3 protein-coding genes are annotated in these 19801 nt (G+C 45.8%); all 3 read right to left on the bottom strand.

Annotation, left to right across the window (positions count from 1 at the left end):
• Positions 1-64: 64 nt before the first annotated feature.
• The 3 genes from ACTHPG_RS17455 to ACTHPG_RS17445 are packed head-to-tail and all read right to left on the bottom strand — an operon-like array spanning position 65 to position 19800.
• Positions 65-13579, bottom strand: a complete 13515-nt coding sequence (locus tag ACTHPG_RS17455) for an amino acid adenylation domain-containing protein (RefSeq protein WP_440390757.1) — start codon at positions 13577-13579, stop codon at positions 65-67.
• A complete protein-coding gene (locus tag ACTHPG_RS17450; protein WP_440390756.1) occupies positions 13572-16040 on the bottom strand; it encodes a non-ribosomal peptide synthetase in 2469 nt (822 codons plus the stop codon). The genes ACTHPG_RS17455 and ACTHPG_RS17450 overlap by 8 nt, the downstream gene beginning before the upstream one ends.
• Positions 16030-19800, bottom strand: a complete 3771-nt coding sequence (locus tag ACTHPG_RS17445; protein WP_440390755.1) for a condensation domain-containing protein — start codon at positions 19798-19800, stop codon at positions 16030-16032. The genes ACTHPG_RS17450 and ACTHPG_RS17445 overlap by 11 nt, the downstream gene beginning before the upstream one ends.
• Between the last annotated feature and the right edge of the window lies 1 nt (position 19801).

Genomic DNA, 19801 nt, shown 5'->3' with positions numbered 1-19801 from the left:
AATCTATAGATAGCCGAAGGAGCCCCGGAGATCCCCTGTTCATTCTCAGGAATCTCCGGAATGCTCACAACTTGTCAATGATATCCGAGATATCATCAAGTTCGTCCAACGTGAGGTCTGCATCGCTAAAGTCGCTGGGTGTAAATTCCTCAGCTTCACGAGTCAGGCAATGTACAATCAATCTCTCCAGATTCGAGCCGTAGCGGGCTACTTGCTCCATAGCTTCTCTCTCATCCATTCTTAAGGGATCATAACGAAGGATCAGTTGGAATTTCCCCTGATCGACAACACAGTTCCACTCTTCGAAATGCGACATTCTGTTAAGTGGACTGATTAATTCTCCCATAGGCATGGGTGACACGGCGATCGACTCGCCTTGTGTATCTCCTCCAAACTGTCCAAGATAATTAAAGACAATATCGGGAGTACACGGCCCACCCTCAAAAGTGAACCCGGTAGTCAAATATTTCAGGATTGAATACCCGGTCCCCTTGCCGGGAATGCCACGGAGCATTTCTTTCGTATGACGCAGCGCTTCACCAAGTTCTTCATGAGTTGTACGGAGAAGCACAGGATAGATCGTGGTAAACCAGCCTACGGTCCTTGTGGTATCCACATGGTCCAGTATTCCTTCTCTTCCATGTCCTTCAAGATCGATAACAATGTCTTTTGCATACGTCATGGAGAGAGCCGTCAACAGAATATCCATGACTTCGGTATGATACGCACGATGAACTTCAGTCAATAGCTGGCGCGTTCTGTATGGTTCCAGTTCCATAGTCACTGTTTTGCTTTGTTTGAGCAAACCAGGTTTATCATGATGATCACGAAGTTGTAGTGCTTTCTGATTTAACTTGTTCCAGTAGGCTTGTTGACGCTTCATCTCTTCCGCTGTGGCTACGTTCTGAAGTTCACGACTCCAGAAAGCATAGGAATCCGTCTTCTCAGGCAACTTCACCGTCTTGTCACCCAGGAGAATAGCCTGATACATGCAATGGAAATCTTCCAGCAGAATTCGCCACGATACACCGTCAATAATAAGGTGATGCATTGCAATAAGCAGATGGTCACCTTCAGGTGTTCTGAACACACCAAGCTGAATTAAGTCATGTCCCAGGTTCACCCTGGATTGAATCGCTGTGGCAAGACGTTCAAGGTGGGCATCGTCTCCGTCAGCTTCCACTTCATATATTTCCACAGGGAAATCCTTATCCTTGTCTATTGATGAAACGCGCTGTACCACACCATCGGGTTGCATATCGAATCGGATACGGAGTGCATCGTGGTGTCCATAAAGTTTATGGAACACCTCTTTTACCGTGTCCGTATCCCACCCTTCTGGGTTGTATAGCATCATGGATTGATTCCAATGATTCATGTCGCTGTACCCTTGTGCAAAGAACCATTGTTGAATTGGCGTAAGAGGGATCTCTCCTTCAATGATGTCCAGTTGTTCTTTCCTCATTTCCATAGGTTCCAGGAACTCGGCACACTCCGCGATTGTCGGATACAGCATTAAATGCTTCACCTGTAGTCTGAGCTGATGACGAGTGAGTCTTGATGCAATCTGTATGGACTTAATGGAATCCCCTCCGAGGACAAAGTAGTTGTCGTCGATTCCCACACGTTCCACACCCAGTATTTCTGACCAGACTTGGGCCAATATCTGTTCTTCATGAGTTACAGGTGCACGATAATCTCCTTTTATGCTGTTCAGATCCGGTGCCGGGAGAGCTCCTCGATCCAACTTGCCGTTACGCGTTACCGGGAGCTTTGCAATAGGTACAAAATACGACGGCACCATGTATTCGGGCAAACTCTGCTGAACATACTTTCTGAGCTCTTGTTCTTGGAATCCTCCCGATGAAACGATATAAGCACACAGATAATGTCCTGTAGTGTCCTGTCGAGGAACAACGACTGCTTCCTGTATGTCAGAATGCTGTATCAGCCTAGACTCAATCTCTCCCGGTTCAATCCGGTGCCCGCGAATTTTGACCTGATGATCGATCCGTGTAAGAAACTCAATACAGCCATCAGGCATCCATCGAACTCTGTCCCCTGTCCGATACATTCGTTCACCGGGACAGAATGGATCTTCCAGAAACCTGTTCTGCGTCAGATCCGCATCCCCGACATATTTCGCTGCTACACCCTCACCGGAAATATACAATTCACCGGCTACACCAACAGGTAAAAGGTGGCCTTGCGCATTGAGAACATAGGCTTTTGTATTATGAATGGGTCTTCCAATAGGTACCGAACTGTGACCTGTCAGATGACGCCCAACATTATAGGTCGTTGCAAAAACAGTTGTTTCGGTCGGACCATACCCATTCGCGATCCGGTCGTCTCCCAGATATTGATGAGCTTGCATGACATGCGATTTGGAGAGTGCCTCTCCTCCAACAAATAATCGATGCACATATTGCAGGCAGGTTACATCATGATCGACCAGCGCATTAAACAGAACACTGGTTACAAAGGCAGATGTGATCCTCTGACCCTTCATGATGGAGGAAAGCTTGTTGATATCCAGCATGTCCTCTCTGCTGATCAGTACAAGCGTTGCCCCGTTTAATAATGAACCGAAGATCTCATAAGTTGATCCGTCAAAGGCATAGTTGGAGAGCTGTAACATCCGATCCTCTTCACGGATATCGATAAATCCATTATTCATCGCAGTCTTTATGACATTTCGGTGTGTAGTGACCACACCTTTCGGTAAACCGGTCGATCCCGAAGTATACATAATGTACGCTGGCAGGGTCGCCTCATCCGATAATGTCGTGGAACTACCATCGTATTGAACAGATAATGTGTCTTTCTCTAATAGAGTCCGACTGGACTCTTCCAGTGGCACCATGACCCCTTTGAACCCAGGGAGAGGTCTGTCCGATGGAGCAACGAGCATATTGGCATGACAGTGTTCCAACATATAGATCATTCTCTCCTGTGGATAGGATGGATCCAGCGGAACATATACACCCCCTGCTTGCAAGATTCCCAAGATCGACACAATCATGTCAATCGAACGGTCTGCCAACAATCCGACAGCATGTCCACGGCGTAAGCCGCTCTGCTCAAGATAGCTTGCAAGCTGACAGGCCTTCTGGTGAAGCTCCTGATAGGTTAGCGTCTCCCCATAAAAGTGCAATGCCGTTTGATTGGGACGAAGCAACGCTTGGGTTTCAAACAATTGACTAATTGTACGATCACGCGGATACTCTGCATAAGTGTCATTGAACTGTCCCAATATCTCCTGCTCTTCCGAGGGAGTAATCAGCCTGATCTCCTCCAGCAATATGTCTGGAGAGGTAGACATTTGCCTTAACACATGCTCATAGTGAAGCGCCATATTCTCCATCTGAGAATGTTCGTAAAGGTCTGTCGCATATTCTATGGTCAGTTTAAGAGATTCCTGATTCTCGTGAACTACCCAAGTCATATCGAATTTAGAAGTGTTACTCATCCAATCCAGAGGTTCAATATGCAACTCTTGCAGTTCTACCGTTCGGGGTTTGGCATCCTGTAGAACAAACATGGTGTCAAATAACGGATTGCGCTCCGGATCTCTTGTAATTTGCAGCTTCTCGATAAGTTCATTCACTGGGTACTCTCCATGTTCATAAGCCAGCAATGTGTCCCTACGCACATGACCGATCCACTCGTGAATCCGAAGATCACCACACAATTCTTGTCTTAGCGCCAAAGTGTTCACGAACATGCCTGTAACGGAAGAGATATCCGTATGTGTTCTTCCCGCAAATGGAATGCCCACAACAATATCCTTTTCCCCGGTGTACTTGGACAGAAGAAGGTTATACGCTGCCAACATCACCATGAAGAGTGTTGCATCTGTCTGTTGTGCTAATTGTTTCACAGCACTACTCAGCTCAGCACTCAGTTCAAACGTATGGGAAGAACCTGTGAACTGTCGCCTGCCTGGACGACGCCCCTCTGTGAGGATATCCAATACGGTGATGTCTTTCTCGTACCGTTTGAGCCAGTAATCTTCACTCGTCAGGTAGGACGACTTGTCCTTCTGTTCATTCATCCACACGGTGTAATCCTTATATTGCACTGTCATTCCATCAAGAGAATGTCCCTGGTAGAGCTGAATCAAATCCTGATACAGAATTCCGGTCGTCACTCCGTCCGACACAATGTGATGTATGTCGATGACCAACACATATTCTCTGTCTGAAAGTGCACATAAGCCTGCTCTCATAAGCGGTGCACATCCAAGATCGAAAGGCCGGACAAATATGCCAATATACCGAGCAATCTGTTCATCCTTTTCATGAACAGCAAGAGTCTCAGGTTCGTCTCTGTATTCCAGTTTCCAATGCATGTCTTTCAATTCATGAATGAGCTGTCGCAGTTCACCATCAACCATTCTGAAGGAGGTTCTTAGCGATTCATGCCGACGAATAAGTCCTTTGAGTGCAAGCTCTAACCGGGTGAAATCGGGTTTCCCGTTTATCCTCAGCACCATGGGCATATTGTAACTTGTGCCGGTATCCTCAAATTGTTCCACCAAATATAATCTCTTCTGAGCCGACGATACGGGATAATTCTCTTGCTCATTGACGCGCGGGATACGAGTATGATTCTGCTTATCCCCTTGGTCAATCGAGGAAGCCATCTGTTTCAGCGTTGGCGCATCAAATAAATCCGGCATGCTTAATCTGATGCCCCATTTCTCCTGCACTTTCGCTATGAGTACCATTGCTTTCAGTGAATGACCGCCCACTTCGAAGAAATGATCATGCAAGCCCGCTTGTGTAAGGTCCAGAACCTCAGTCCATAATTGCGCCAGTTCCTTCTCCGTATGTGTTGAAGGAGCCACATAATTTGAAGACAATCTTGCAATGTCGGGTTTAGGCAGCGCTTTTCGGTCCAGCTTCCCATTCCGTGTTAGCGGTAAGGATGGAAGATGGATGAATACGGATGGAATCATATAGTCAGGAAGTGTTTCTTTTAATATTTTTCTCCAGTTTTCGGCTTGATGTTCGTTTTTCATTTCATTTTGGGCAAGTACACTTGCAGGGTCAATTACAACATAAGCCGCCAACATGGAATGCCCTTGGTCGTCACGATGTGCGGTAACTACAGTTTCGTTGACCTCCTTTAGTGCAAGGATGTGATCCTCGATCTCTGCCAGTTCAATCCGATTTCCACGGATTTTCACTTGCTGATCCAATCTTCCCAGATATTCGATAGAGCCATCCTTTAACCACCTTACGAGGTCTCCGGTACGATAGACTCTATCTTCCCCTTCCATCTGCCAGTCCAAGAATCTTTCTTTCGTCAACTCCGGTTGTCCCAGATATCCGGCAGCCAGCCCCTCGCCTCCGATGAACAATTCTCCAGGAACTCCCACAGGTTGAGGCTTGCCCCATGTATTCAATACATAGAGCCTTGTATTATGAATGGCTCGGCCAATGGGAACACGCCCGGTTTTCCTTACGCTCTCATCAATGGAATACGTTGCTGCAAATACGGTCGTCTCGGTCGGTCCATACCCATTTACAATCCGATGTTCCCCCAACACATCCAGCGCTTTAATGACATGCTTCACCGAGGCAGCTTCGCCCCCAATAAACAGTTTCCTCATACCACGCAAGCTGTGTACGTCATAATCAACTACCGTGTTGAACAGAGAGGTTGTCATGAAGAGACTCGTGATCCTCTCTTGTCTTAATATGCGGGTAAGATATGACACATCATAAACGTGTTGATTAGGCATAAGCACGAGCGTGGCTCCATTAAGAAGTGCTCCAAAGATTTCATATGTGGCCCCGTCAAATGCATAATTGGACAACTGTAACATTCGATCCTCTCGCCCAATTTCAACAAATCCGCTATTGATACAGGTTTTCACTACATTGCGATGACTCGTTACCACACCCTTGGGCATTCCGGTAGACCCCGAGGTGTACATGATATAGACTGGCTGCTCTGCTGAATATGAGATTGGCGTTTGTACTAAACTCCCCTCTGCATAAACTTGTGGTTCGAGCAGTGGGATGATTGTTCCCGCGTAGGAATCAAGAGTCTGATGCTGCTCCATGATGAGCCACTGCGCTCCACTGTCCCGTAAAATGTATGTTAGTCGCTCTTCCGGGAATTTGGGATCGAGAGGGACATACGTTCCTCCCGCTTTTAATATCGCCAGGATGGCAATGATCATCTCCGGTTTACGATGTGTTAACAGTCCCACACAGTCTCCAGGTTTAATTCCACGTCGTTTCAGTAATGCCGCCATCCGGTTTATACGTTCGTTCAGTTGTCCATATGTCACCATCTCTGTGCCGTACAAGAGTGCCTCGTGTTCAGGTTGCTCTGATACGATGGATTCAAATGCATCCGTAACAGTCCAGTCTCTTGGATACTCTGCATCGGTTTTATTAAGCTCTCTAAAATACTTTTTTTCTGGCGGGGTAAGCAGCTCCAGCTCCCGAAGTTTCGTATCCGCGCTACTCAATAGTTGTTCCAGCAAATGAACATAATGACGAGTCATTTGTTCGATGGTAACCCGATCCCATAGATCTGAACTGTATTCAACCTCAGCCACGAGTTCATCCCCATCTTCATGCCATACCCAAGACATATCGAATTTGGCCTGCTGTCCATGCCAATCCAACTTGCGAACAGACATATCCTGAAGTGTTTTGACAGGGAGCGTCATATCCTGCAGTACAAACAGTGTGTCAAATAAGGGATTTCGGTTTGGTTGAAAAGAACAATGAAGTTTATCTAATAGATCACTGAGAGAATATATGCCTCGTTCATGTACTGCCAGCATATATTTTTTGACATGCTGGATATAATCACCAACCGTCAGATCAGCAGCCGGATTAAGCTTTAAAGGCAACGTGTTTACAAACATCCCTACAATGGGCTCCACATCTACATGTTCTCGTCCGGCAATCGGTGCCCCTACGGTGATGTCCTCATCACCCGTATATTTAGATAACATCAGGCCATACACTGATAAAAGAAGGATGAATGGAGTAGCCCCGTAACCGGCAGCTGCTTTTTTCAATTCCTGTACCTTTTTACTTGGCAAACCAAATGTATAAGATGCCCCCCGGTAGGATCTGATGGCAGGACGTGCACGATCCATTGGAAGTTCTGCGGAACTCTCAAATTCTGAGTACTGATCCAACCAGAACTGCTGTGCTTCCTCATAGGTACGGCTCGTCCGCTGTTTCTGTTTCCACATCACATAATCCTTGTAATGAACACGTATCGGATCAAGCGTCCGCACCTGATAAAGATCAAATAGCTCATCATATATCAGATGAGTAGATACCCCGTCAGACACAATGTGATGTGTATCCAGTGCCAGCACATACCGTTCCTTATCGATCTCAAATACGCTTGCTCTGATCAGCGGTGCCTCTGCCAAATCAAATGGTTTAACGAAAGTGGACATCACGCCAGACATCGGATCTGGTTCAGTTCCATCCCGTTCCTTGATCGAGGATTCCAATGAATCCATAGTCCACCTTTCAAGCTTCCATTCCACTTCATCTATCGAATGAATGCGTTGAATTAATTCGCTATTTTCCATATCAAATGAGGTCCGCAGGACTTCATGGCGTGCGATGAGCCGTCTAAAACATGCTTCCAGACGAGCGGTGTCTAATGCTCCTGATATCTCAAATAACATTGGCATGTTATAACTTGTTCCACTGTTTTCATATTGCTGGGCGTAATAGATCTGTTTCTGAACCGCTGTAACAGGATATGATTGCATCATCGGTGCCGGATCAATGGCTTTATACTGATTTCGAGTGGCCTTTTGAATCCATCCAGCCATGTCCCGAAGAACTGGCGTCTGGAATACATCCAGCAAGGTAAGTCTGACATCAAGTTCCTGGTGAATCTTGCCTACTAGTAACATGGCTTTCAGAGAGTGTCCGCCCAATTCGAAGAAATGATCCTGTATTCCTATCTTCTTAATGCCTAGAACGCTTTCCCATATCTCAATCAAGCCCTGTTGGACTGGATTCTCTGCCGGAACATATTGCTGCCCTCGTACAATGGTCGGCTTCGGAAGTTTCTTCCGATCAATCTTTCCATTCGAAGTGAGCGGTATCTCATTCAATATGGAGAAGACGGTTGGGACCATATATTCAGGCATTTGTTGCTTGAGTTCCTGCTTCCACATCGTTACCCGTTCTTGAAAGGACTGCTTGGCTTCTCCATCCTGAAGTAAAATGTACGCGCATAGATAGGAGTGTCCCTGATCATCACGATCCGCCATCACTATCGCTTCATGGATACCTGACAGCTTACGCAGGCGCCCCTCTACTTCCCCTAGTTCGATCCGATTACCACGAATCTTCACTTGATGATCTATTCGATCAATGAATTCCAGGTTTCCATCCGGTAGCCATTTAACCAAATCTCCAGTCCGATATAGACGTTCTCCCGGAATAAATGGGCTAGCTATAAATTTGTCACGGGTGAGCTCCGGTTGTCCCAAATATCCTTGGGCAAGTCCTTGTCCACCTATATACAACTCGCCAGGAATACCAACAGGCAATCGCTTGCCTTCATGATTCAGCACATACACTTTTGTATTATTCGTTGGCTGTCCAATGGGAATGTATTCACCAGAAACGATGGAGTAAAATGTGGCAAATACCGTTGTTTCTGTCGGCCCATATACATGTACAAGTCTATCCTTGCCGAGCAAATCAACGGCCTTTTTGACATGTGTTCCGGATACTTTCTCACCGCCAAAGAGAATTTTCCTAGTCCCGTGCAAGCATGCCGGATCCAGATCTACCAGTGTGTTAAATAGTGCCGTTGTCATGAAAGCAATCGTGATATGTTGTTCGCGAATGGCCTTGGCGAGAGCATTCCCATCCAGCACCTCTTCCCGTTTCAGCAAAACAAGTTCAGCACCGTGTAACAGGGCACCATAGATGTCGAAAGTCGATCCGTCAAACGCATAATTAGATATCTGTAGCAGGCGGTCCTCAGGTGTGATACCTACGTAACCATTATGAATCACCGTCTTGATCACATTGCGGTGCGTCGTAATTACCCCTTTTGGGGTACCGGTGGAACCAGAGGTGTACATGACATATAAGGGATCTTCCGAGCCAGGAGACTCGTCATACGCGCTGTTATTCACATTATTTCGGATAGGAACCGGATTCAATCCGGACTCTTGTGCCCAGGCATTTTCATTAAAAATCAGAACTTCGCCATCATAGTTGGGGATCTGATCAGGATGATCTGCAATCAACCACCTTGCTCCGCTATCCTTCAACATGAATGTCTTCCTGTCCGCCGGGAAGCTCGGATCAATAGGGACGTACGCCCCTCCGCTCTTGACGATGGCGAGCATTGCAACAATGACCCCAATGGAGCGGTCCATGATTAGCCCGACACGTTGCCCAACCTGAACGTCCCTTGAAATAAGGTATCGTGCAAGACGATTCACACGATCATTTAACTCCCCATACGTAACACGATAACCGTCCATCTCGACGGCCGGATTCTCTCTACCGAGCTCAACCTGCTGTTCGAACAGCTCAGCCACGGAAGCATCTTGAGGATAATCTGCATGGCTGTTATTCCATCCATCTATCTGTGCCATGTCGGATTCGGTTACAAGCTCCAGTTCCCCGATACTCTGTTCTGGGAGAGCCACAATCTGCTCCAGTAAATGTACATAATGTTGTATCATCCGTTTTACGGTATGGGATTCCCACAGATCCGTTCGATATTCAACAGATAACGTCATATCATCTTCGGAATATGTGCAGACCCATGTCATGTCAAATTTTGATGTATGATGATCCCACTCTTCATACTGAACCTCAAGTCCCGGTATATGCATCTGTGTTGTTGCTGAATCCTGCAACATAAACATTGTATCGAACAATGGATGTCGACTTGAATCAAACGGAAGCGACAAGCGATCTATCAGATCTTCCAGTGGGTATCGGCCGTATTGATATGCTGCCAGCGTAATTTCTCTCATTTTCTCCAGATATACGCTTACTGACAGTTCTGCCTTGGGTTCACTTCGAAGTGCCAGCGTATTGGCGAACATGCCTACCATTCGTTCATGTTGGATTGTATCTCTGCATGTGAACGGGGTGCCCACTATAACATCTTCTGCCGCAGAATATTTGGACAACAAAATCTGATAGGACGCCATCATAAGCATAAATAAGGTCTGCTGATTGGTCGTAGCCGCATCTTTTAATTGACTCACGAGGGCAGGCTCTAACGTTACATTCACACGACTTCCCTCGAATCTGCGGATCGGCGAGCGCAGATGATCTGTTGGTATTTCAAGAACCGGGACTTCGACTTGGTACAAGGACAACCAGTACTCCTGACTTTTGTTGTATGCCTCTTGTTGAAGATATTTCTCCTGTTCCCAGACAGCATAATCCTTGTACTGCACACTCAGGTCCGAAAGAGTCTGCCCCTGGTATAACCGAACCCAGTCCGATATTAGAATCTCTATGGATTGTCCATCTGAAATAATATGATGCAGGTCAAGCAGCAGCACATGACTCTCCTCATTTATCCGAAGCAAACCTCTTCGGAACAAAGGAGCTTCTCCCAGATCAAATGGCTGGATGAATTGTTCAGCAAACGACTGGATAGCCGATTCTTCCGCCTCTGCTAATGCAGCTTCACTGAAACGTAACGATTCAAGAGATATCTGCTCAGGCCTGTGAATACGCTGCCGCAGTTCACCATGGTGTAACTCAAATGATGTTCTCAATGTCTCATGTCTCTCAATCAGCATCTGCATTGATTTCTCCAAGGCATTTACATCCAGCTTGCCATTTAATCGGACCAGGAAAGGCATATTGTAGCTAACTGCTGCATTTTCCATTTGCTGAACAATGTACATCCGTTGTTGAATGGAAGATGCCGGGTACGTGTCCCTGTAGGGTACAGGCACAAGTTCCTCTCCAGGCTGGTCTGTCGAGCGTGCTGTCATAATCCACATGGCCATCTCCCGAATCGTAGGCATGATAAATACATCCTGTAGTGAAACCTTTACGCCGGTTTCCTTCTGCACTCTGGCTACAAGCATCATAGCTTTAAGTGAATGCCCTCCGATTTCAAAGAAATGCTCCTCTACTCCCACACTTTGTATATCCAATATTTCTTCCCAGATATGTGCTAATTTCTCTTCAAATACATTAGCCGGAGCAACAAAATGGTTGGTCTGTCTTCTCGTGGGCTTGGGAAGTGCCTTCCGGTCGAGCTTACCGTTCAGTGTCATGGGGAAGGTTTTCAATGTAACGAACGTATTGGGGACCATATATTCAGGCAGGGTCTGCCTCAGCTCTTTTTTCCAGTCCAGCACAGGAGTTTTGTTATCACTTGGGACGATATACGCAAATAAATAGGTATGCCCCTGCTCATCTTTCTCTGTCGTGACCACAGCATCCTGAATCGATTCAATCCTCGATAGCCTGTCCTCGATCTCGCCAAGTTCAATCCGGTTTCCACGAATCTTCACTTGCTGATCCAATCTTCCCATGTACTCGAGGTTTCCATCCGGCAACCAGCGAACGAGGTCACCTGTTTTGTACATTCTGTCTCCAGCAGAACCGATTACAAAACGTTCTTCGGTTAACTCATCCTGATGCAGGTAACCTGACGCAAGTCCATCACCGGAAACATACAATTCGCCGGGTACTCCAACAGGTTGAAGTTGTCCTTTTCGATTCATTACATGAGCCCGGGTATTGTGAACAGGTCTTCCGATGGGAACTGTGTTATAATCCAGCAAACGTTGATTGACCAGATAAGTCGTTGCAAAAACGGTCGTTTCGGTCGGACCGTATCCGTTAGCAATCCGGTCATTCCCCAGAACCTGCAAAGCCTTCTCCACATGCTTTTTGGATCCAGCCTCTCCGCCAAAGAAAAGCCTTCTCACATGTTTCAAACATTGAACATCCCACTCCACAATGGCATTGAACAGTACAGCAGTCATAAAAGCCGAAGTAATTCGTTCACGCTCCAGTGTATCAGCAAGCTCTGACACGTTAAGAACGGTTTCTTTGGGAATCAGCACAAGTGTAGCTCCGTTTAGTAAAGCACCGAATATTTCATATGTTGAGCCATCAAATGCATAATTGGAGAGTTGCAACATCCGGTCCGTTTCAAGAATATCCATAAAACCGTTATTGATTACGGTCTTTACAATGTTACGGTGTGTCGTTTGTACACCCTTCGGTTTACCTGTAGACCCCGATGTATACATAATATAGGCGACATCTTCAGCCGATCTATGGCATTTCGTGAACATGTCCACACCTTGCCGCTCGCAGTCACTCTGTAACTGTTCTTGCTGGATCAGATTGATCTGCTTGCCTTCATAGCCACTGATGAACAGATCCTTTTCAGCGATAAGTACAGTCACATCACTATCTGCAAGCATCGTACGAATTCGCTCAGTCGGGAACTCCGGATCCAGCGGAATGTAGGTACAGCCAGCTTTCAAAATGGCGAAAATGGCCGTTATCATCTCTATGGACCGTCTTGAAACAAGTCCAATATTCTGTCCAGGTTCAACACCAGATTCGAGCAACTGAACTGCAAACTGATCCACTCGCTTACCGAATTCCCGGTAAGATAACTTCTCCTCCCCCATGACAATTGCGGTTCGTTCAGATTGCTGTATAACCTGTTGCTCGAGCAGTTCTACAATGGTTGCCTCATAAGGATATTCGGCAGTTGTGTCATTGTAAGTTTCGAGTAACGTGTATTCTTCCTCCGTGATAATACCGGCTGTATCGATCTTCTCTTCAGGTTTGCTAAGCAAGCAACCAAGAACCCTCAGATATACTTCAAGCAGCTGATCTGTGAATGCTGTTGGATAAGATGACACCATTTTGACGGACAACTCACCGAGAGTTACTGAAATACTGAAATCAAGGAGCGTGTTTGTTTGCTCATAGCTGTAAGACTTAAATTCAAACATTCCTTTTTCCACAGACTCATACACATGAAAATCAATATAGTTAAAGGCGATATCAAACAGCGGATTTTCTCGGCTGCTTTGCTCCCCAATTGCATTCAGAATCTGAACAAGGGACAACCGGCCATACTTTTTGAGTGCAGCTTGTTTACGATATACATCCTGAGTAATGTCTCCCCAGTTCACCAGAGAGTCGAATTGTGTGCGCATAGGAACAGTATTTAGGAAACAGCCCAATATGCGTGCCCCATCCTCATGGATAGGACGTCCATTTTCGACAAGCCCGATCAGGATATCATCCTCGTATGACATCATATATAAAGAAGTGACGAATGCAGACAGACACAAGGATTTAACCGTAACACGCTGATTACGTGCCGCTTCTTTTAACTGGGTGTACAGTTCCGATGGAAGAGGAGTCACAGTTGAGTTGGCTACTGAATTGCCATGATGAATCTCGGACTGTTCCGGGAATGAGTATTTTCGATAATCCAGCAGTTCTTCACGCCAATACTCCATAATGGACGAATTTCTAGATTGGGCCATCTGATCTATAACATAATCTTTGTAGCTCGTTTTTAACGGATTAGGCACTGACTTCCCCTCCTTTGAGAGCACCGTACAAATTCAGTAATTCCGACATAAAGACGGCAACGCTCCATCCATCCAGAATGGCATGATGAAAGATCCACCCCACATATGACTCCTCCTTGGAGGTGAAAATCACGAGACGCCAGAGCGGAGCATGCTCGATATCAAAGGGGCGCTTCCGATCAAGCTCCATATAATGCCGAATTTCCTGTTCTATCGATTCGCTGTCCCGACTATCCAGCACAACCTCCTGAATATCAAAATGTATACGTTCACAAATATATTGGACCGGTACGGGAAAATCGGAAATATTAAAACCAGTACGCAAAATGGGATGCCTATCTATGAGTTCATTCATAACGGTTTGAAGATTCGGCACTTGAATTCGATGCTCATGAATCTCATATATAAACTGATCATGATATACACCCAGACCTTCATTTTTCATGTAATGGAACACCATTCCCTGCTGAATATCGCTCATGGGATACACGTCTTCCACATTGGAGGGTAACAAGGCTCGTAATGTCGGGTTCTCGAGCCATTCTGTACGCATCTGTAATAACTCCATCTCTATCTCGTTCCGGATGTTATCGGGTGCATCAAGGGAAATACGATGTCTAGCCAGCTCGCGAATCGTTGGATAATCATACATATCGGCAATTTGGATATGCAGTCCAAGCTCTCTGTTCATTCGGCTGATCAGTTCAATGACACGAATGGAGTCTCCGCCAAGCTCAAAGTAATCACACTCTACCCCCATATTGCGGTTATCCAGCATCTCCTGCCAGATGTTCAGCATCTGCCATTCCAGTTCATGGCTTGGCATAACCAAATCGGTAACATCCGTTGGAATCACACTGTCGCTAGGAGCAGGAAGTGCTCTGATATCAACTTTGTTGCTGAGTGTCATTGGCAGAGCCTTCAACTGAGTATAATGAGCAGGCAGCATATAATGTGGCAGATGTTGAGACAGTCTGGTTCTTAAATCTTTGCTCTGCTGAAGTCGATCAGAGACATAGTATGCACAGAGAACGCTCTCTCCTGTATCCACTTCCCTGACCGTTACAACTGCTTGCTGTATACCATCTATCTCCAAAAGTCTGGATTCGATCTCACCAAGTTCGATTCGGAAACCTCTGATCTTCACTTGATGATCGATCCTTCCCAAATATTCAAGTTCACCGTTCATCTGCCAGCGGGCAAGATCTCCAGTTCGATATAACCGCTGTGTGGGTGCAAAGGGATGGGGAACAAACCGTTCGGCCGTCAATTCTTCTCGGTTCAGGTATCCCCTGGCCAAGCCTTCACCGCCAACATAAATCTCCCCTTCCACACCGATCGGAACCAATTCCCGCTGTTCATCGAGAATATAAATTTGAAGCGTAGGAATGGGTTTCCCAATGTTGCTTGTTTTGCCTTGGATATCATCCCAATCCATTTCCTTATATGTCACATGTACTGTTGTTTCCGTAATGCCATACATATTAATGAGTTGAGCTTGAGGATATTTTTTCTTCCATTCCAACAGTTGTGTAGGTTGAAGAGCTTCTCCCCCGAAAATCACCTTTCGAACAGCCAGCGGTGTATCCAAGTCTGACTGTACTTCCAGTTTAGCCATTCGGTAAAAGGCAGTCGGAGTTTGGTTCAGAATGGTGACCTGTTCCTTTTGTAGCAATGATAGGAATTGTGCTGGCTCTCTTGTCACATTCAGAGGAACTATAATCAATCTGGCACCGTACAATAACGCCCCATACATTTCCCATACCGAGAAATCAAAACAGAATGAATGAAACAGTGTCCACACATCTTCTTTGGTGAAGTCAAACAAGTTTCGGTCATTAAAAAGCAGCCTGACCACATTGGAATGTTCAATCATGACCCCTTTTGGTTTGCCCGTTGATCCTGAGGTGTAGATGATGTAAGCCAAATCCGAAGGTCGGTTCACTTGTTTCGGATTGGTTGCGTAGATGTCTTCTATCCCCTCGTCATCCAGCAGGTCGGGAACGATCGCCTTAATTGACATTTCTTCAGGCAGATACTCCTGCTCTTCCGTAATACAGAGTTGTGCTTTACTATCTTCAAGCATGTATTGAATACGTTCTTTCGGGTACTCTGGATCAATCGGCATATAAGCTCCACCTGCCTTAAGTACGGCAAGAATGCTGATAACCATTCCGGGTGAACGTGAAAACAAAATGCCTACAACCTGATTTGGTTTCACGCCTTGCTGTCGAAGATATAACGCCAAGTGGTTGGCCTTACTATTTAATGAGGCGTATGTCATCTCTGTATGTTCATAACGCAAGGCAATCCGGTCACTGGAACGTTTCGCCTGTTCCTCAAACAAACTGATCAGTGTTGCTTCTCGCGGGTATGTGGTCTTCGTATCATTGAATTGCTCCAGAAGCATACGCCTCTCGGTTTCAGGCATTGTATTCAGACTCGACAGCTTAATGCTCAACAACCCCTTCCAGCATGGTGATATAGAATTCTAGAAGCCTTTCGATGGTTTCCAGTCTGTACACATCCGTGTTGTATTCCATACGCAGCCTAAGAATATCCGACTCTTCATATACATGTAGAATCAAGTCATACTTGGATGTACTTCCTGCTTCAATCATCAACCGTACAGATACGTCCTGAAGCTGATATCGGTGTGTGAATTCATTTTGCAATGTGAACATGACTTGAAAACCCGGTGTCAATCCCGGTGCCGTATGATACGTAAGATCAGGTAACAGCATTTCTACAGGTACTTCCTGATGTTGATAAGCATCCAAGGACATTCCTTTAACCTGTTCCAGCAGATCATCAAACGTCATATCTTCACTAAACTCGACCGGTAAAATAACGGTATTCGCTACAAATCCGATGAGATTCTCCACCTCGGCACGGGTCCTGTTCGACATTACGGTACCAATGGGGACATAGGGCTGTCTGGTAAAACGATGGATCAGGTAACCATACACCGCGAATAAGAGCATAAAAAGCGTAACCCCTGACCGGTTTGCCTTCACTAATGTCCGGGAGGTCAATTGGGAGTTTACGATACGTTCGAGCGTATTTCCCTTGTACGTTCTAATCTCAGGATATGGAAAATCATAGGGTACCTGTATGATAGGTAATGTCCGGTTAAGCTTATTGATCCAGTACTCTTTTAGTTCCCACAGCGGAGAATCACTGCTCTGCTCCAAGGAGTATTGCCAGAGCACATAATCGGAATAGGAGACAGAAGGTGGCGACAACATTTGATGCGAATCTCCCAAATCTGCATTATATAATTGCAGCAATTCCTTGGTAAAAATCTCTACTGACCAGCCATCAGAGATAATGTGGTGCATGGACACAACCAGGATATGCTGGTCTGGACCGCAATCAATCAGGCACAACCGAAGACATGCATCGTTCACAAGGTCAAACCGCAAGTTGGATTCCCGATCAATCTCCATCCTGATTGCAACATGTCTTTCATTTTCCTGGAGCTGGGTAAGATCCACCTGTCTAATTTCTATTTCAAATCCTTGCTCCTTGACATATTGATACGGTTCCCCATCCTGGACACCATAGCGAATACGCAAGGCCTCATGCCGCATAATCAGTGCTTGTACAGCGCTCTGAAGTCTGTATATATGAAAAACACCGGTGAAGTGAATTGAACACGTATTGGTATAAAAGGCACTCTCTGGAGCAATCATGTGCAGGACCCATTGACTTTTTTGTTTCAATGTAAGCGGAAGTTTCTGCGTTCGTTGCTGCTGTACCGGGATAGGAGCATGGTTGCTGAACGGTTCCGCATTCTGCAATTCCTGTAGAATTCCGTTGATGGTTGCTTGTCTGAAAAAACGATGTACCGGAATACGTACCTTATACTCGGATGCAATCATCGCGAGCAGACGCATCATGCGAAGGGAGTCACCACCTAATTGAAAAAAATCATCATGGTGGGCCACCTGGGTCAATCCCAAGACGGATTGAAATGCCTTCTCAAGAAATGGATAGTACTCAGAAGAAACCGATGCACTTTCACCTATATGAGGTTGTCTGTACACTTCAATTCGGTCAAGAAGTACATTATGTTCCTTTACATATTCACGTACTTTGGTGTACACCAGCGCCTCATGGCAATGATCTTGCTCTGATGTGTAGTGAATAATGCACCGCTTGTCCTGCTGGATCTGTGTCCCCCCGGAACCCTCTTCTTCCGCCTGTACACAAGCATCCTGCTCAACAGAAGTTGCTGCAACTTCTGCTTCCATCATCGTCTGAGCCTGTTGACGTGCATGAAGCATACACTCTATTCGGTTGAGCGTTTCATCAAATCGACCATCCAGTAGTAAATCTATCAGTTGTAGTCGCTGGATTTTACCTGTAGGTGTACGCGGGAATTCCCTTCTGCTCACCGGAACGATATACCTTGGATTTACGCCAAATTGTCTCGATATGTTACCTCTCATCTCCTGAATGACAAACATATTTAAGCCTTCATCGTCAATGTGAGGGGAATAAAATAACAACAGCTCATCATTGCCGGACTCGCCACCAGAAATTCCTGCTGCTGCCACATAGTCAGCATCAACACCATATATTTGCTTCATCACTGCTTCAATCTCATAGTTGTAAAGATTTTTACCGTTCATGATTAACACATCTTTTTCTCTGCCTGTTAATGTGAACATTCCATCTTTAACAAAACCGAGGTCTCCCGATTCAAACCACCCATCTTCAGTCAATACGTTGTTAGTTGCTTCCTTGTTCTTGAAATATTCCGTTATGATTGAATCTCCCTTGAGTTGAACTCTCCCGACATGAGCTTCGGGAAGCGGAACATTGCGATCATTTACTATACGCAGACTTATTCCGGGAATTACCTCTCCAATCTCGACAAATGCTATTGTTTCGTCCGTATTGGGGGCGTCTGCAGAGATTAATTTATGATCCATTGATCCCTTCACAATATGCTGAATTCCACCTGTCTCGGAATGATCAAACGTTCTGCTGAAGCAGAGACTACCCGAAAACTCAGTCATGCCATATGCTGGAACAATGCTACCAGCGCTAAGTCCAAATGGAACGAACTGAAGAAGGAATTCCTTGCCTGTGTGAGCTGAGATCGGCTGACCTACATTCAATATGGTTCGAATGGATGACAAGTCCCATGGCCTGGCATGGACCGCTTCATGCCGATTCAGCTGTGCATAGGCAAAATTAGGAGCCCAGGTGAATGTGACTTGATGCTCCTCTATATCTTCCAGCCATGAAGTGGGAGAATTCAAAAAACGCTCAACAGAACTTAGCACTTGCTCACTGCCCAACACAACTCCAAGGATATGATTGGTTAACAATCCACCAGCATGATACAAAGGCATCCAATTCAAGGTAATCTCCTCAGATGTGAGGCCCAGATGTTGTTCGATACCTATAATATTCGCAAGGATCTGGCGATTCTGATACCGGACACATTTCGGTGTACCTGTTGTTCCTGATGTAAATAGGGTAAGGACAGGGTCATGGGGCTTACTACTATGCCTATTCTGGGAACGGTTATGCTGCAATAGCTCCTTTACCGAAATTACCGCTTCTTCACGTGTGCCTTCCTCCTCGATCATTCCAGCGGAATCTCCTACAATGAGGGGATAATCCAATAACCCCCACACCTGCTTCAGCTTGTGATGATCCACGTGATCGGTTGGCAAATGAAGAGCTGGCTTCAGTGGCGCGGGGTTCATACCGCCAAGTATACAAGCCCAGATTGCAGCTACGAAGTAATCTATACGTTCAATTTGCAAAATGACGGATTCTCCCGGCTGAACACCTTGTTGACTTAGCCCTTGAAGGATGCTTTCAGCATTCTGTGACAATTCCAAATAGTCTGATATTCGCACTTCCCCATTTTCCATCTTATAGTGCAATTTTTTCTTTGGATGATTCCTCACAGTAAGATCAAATGCCTGAGCAAGCGTCTGAGGATGTCCCGAACAGTCAAGTCCTTTGCCTGTCAGGATCGCTTGTTTCCCATCCGATAGAATTGATTGTGAATCCCACAGCTTCGGTCTCTGACCATATTTGAAATGTTCCTGCGTCTTTAATACGGCGGAAGCAGTCGGTTGGATACTACGTTCATCCCAAGTTACAAAAGAGGACGTTGCCCGCATGGATATTGAAAGTTGTTGAACCGGAAGCTCATTTCTTAAATAACTCTGGAGGTTAGTATGAAATGACATT

Origin of the sequence: Paenibacillus sp. SAF-068, from assembly GCF_051967555.1 — a bacterium.
Taxonomy (GTDB): Bacteria; Bacillota; Bacilli; order Paenibacillales; family Paenibacillaceae; genus Paenibacillus.
The sequence above is the reverse complement of the archived record's forward strand: the minus strand, read 5'-3'. Positions and strand labels throughout refer to the sequence as shown.

What these genes read in the sequence shown, in the direction of transcription:
- ACTHPG_RS17445 (WP_440390755.1), bottom strand. Translation starts at nt 19,800, where the DNA reads ATGTCATTTCATACTAACCTCCAGAGTTATTTAAGAAATGAGCTTCCG.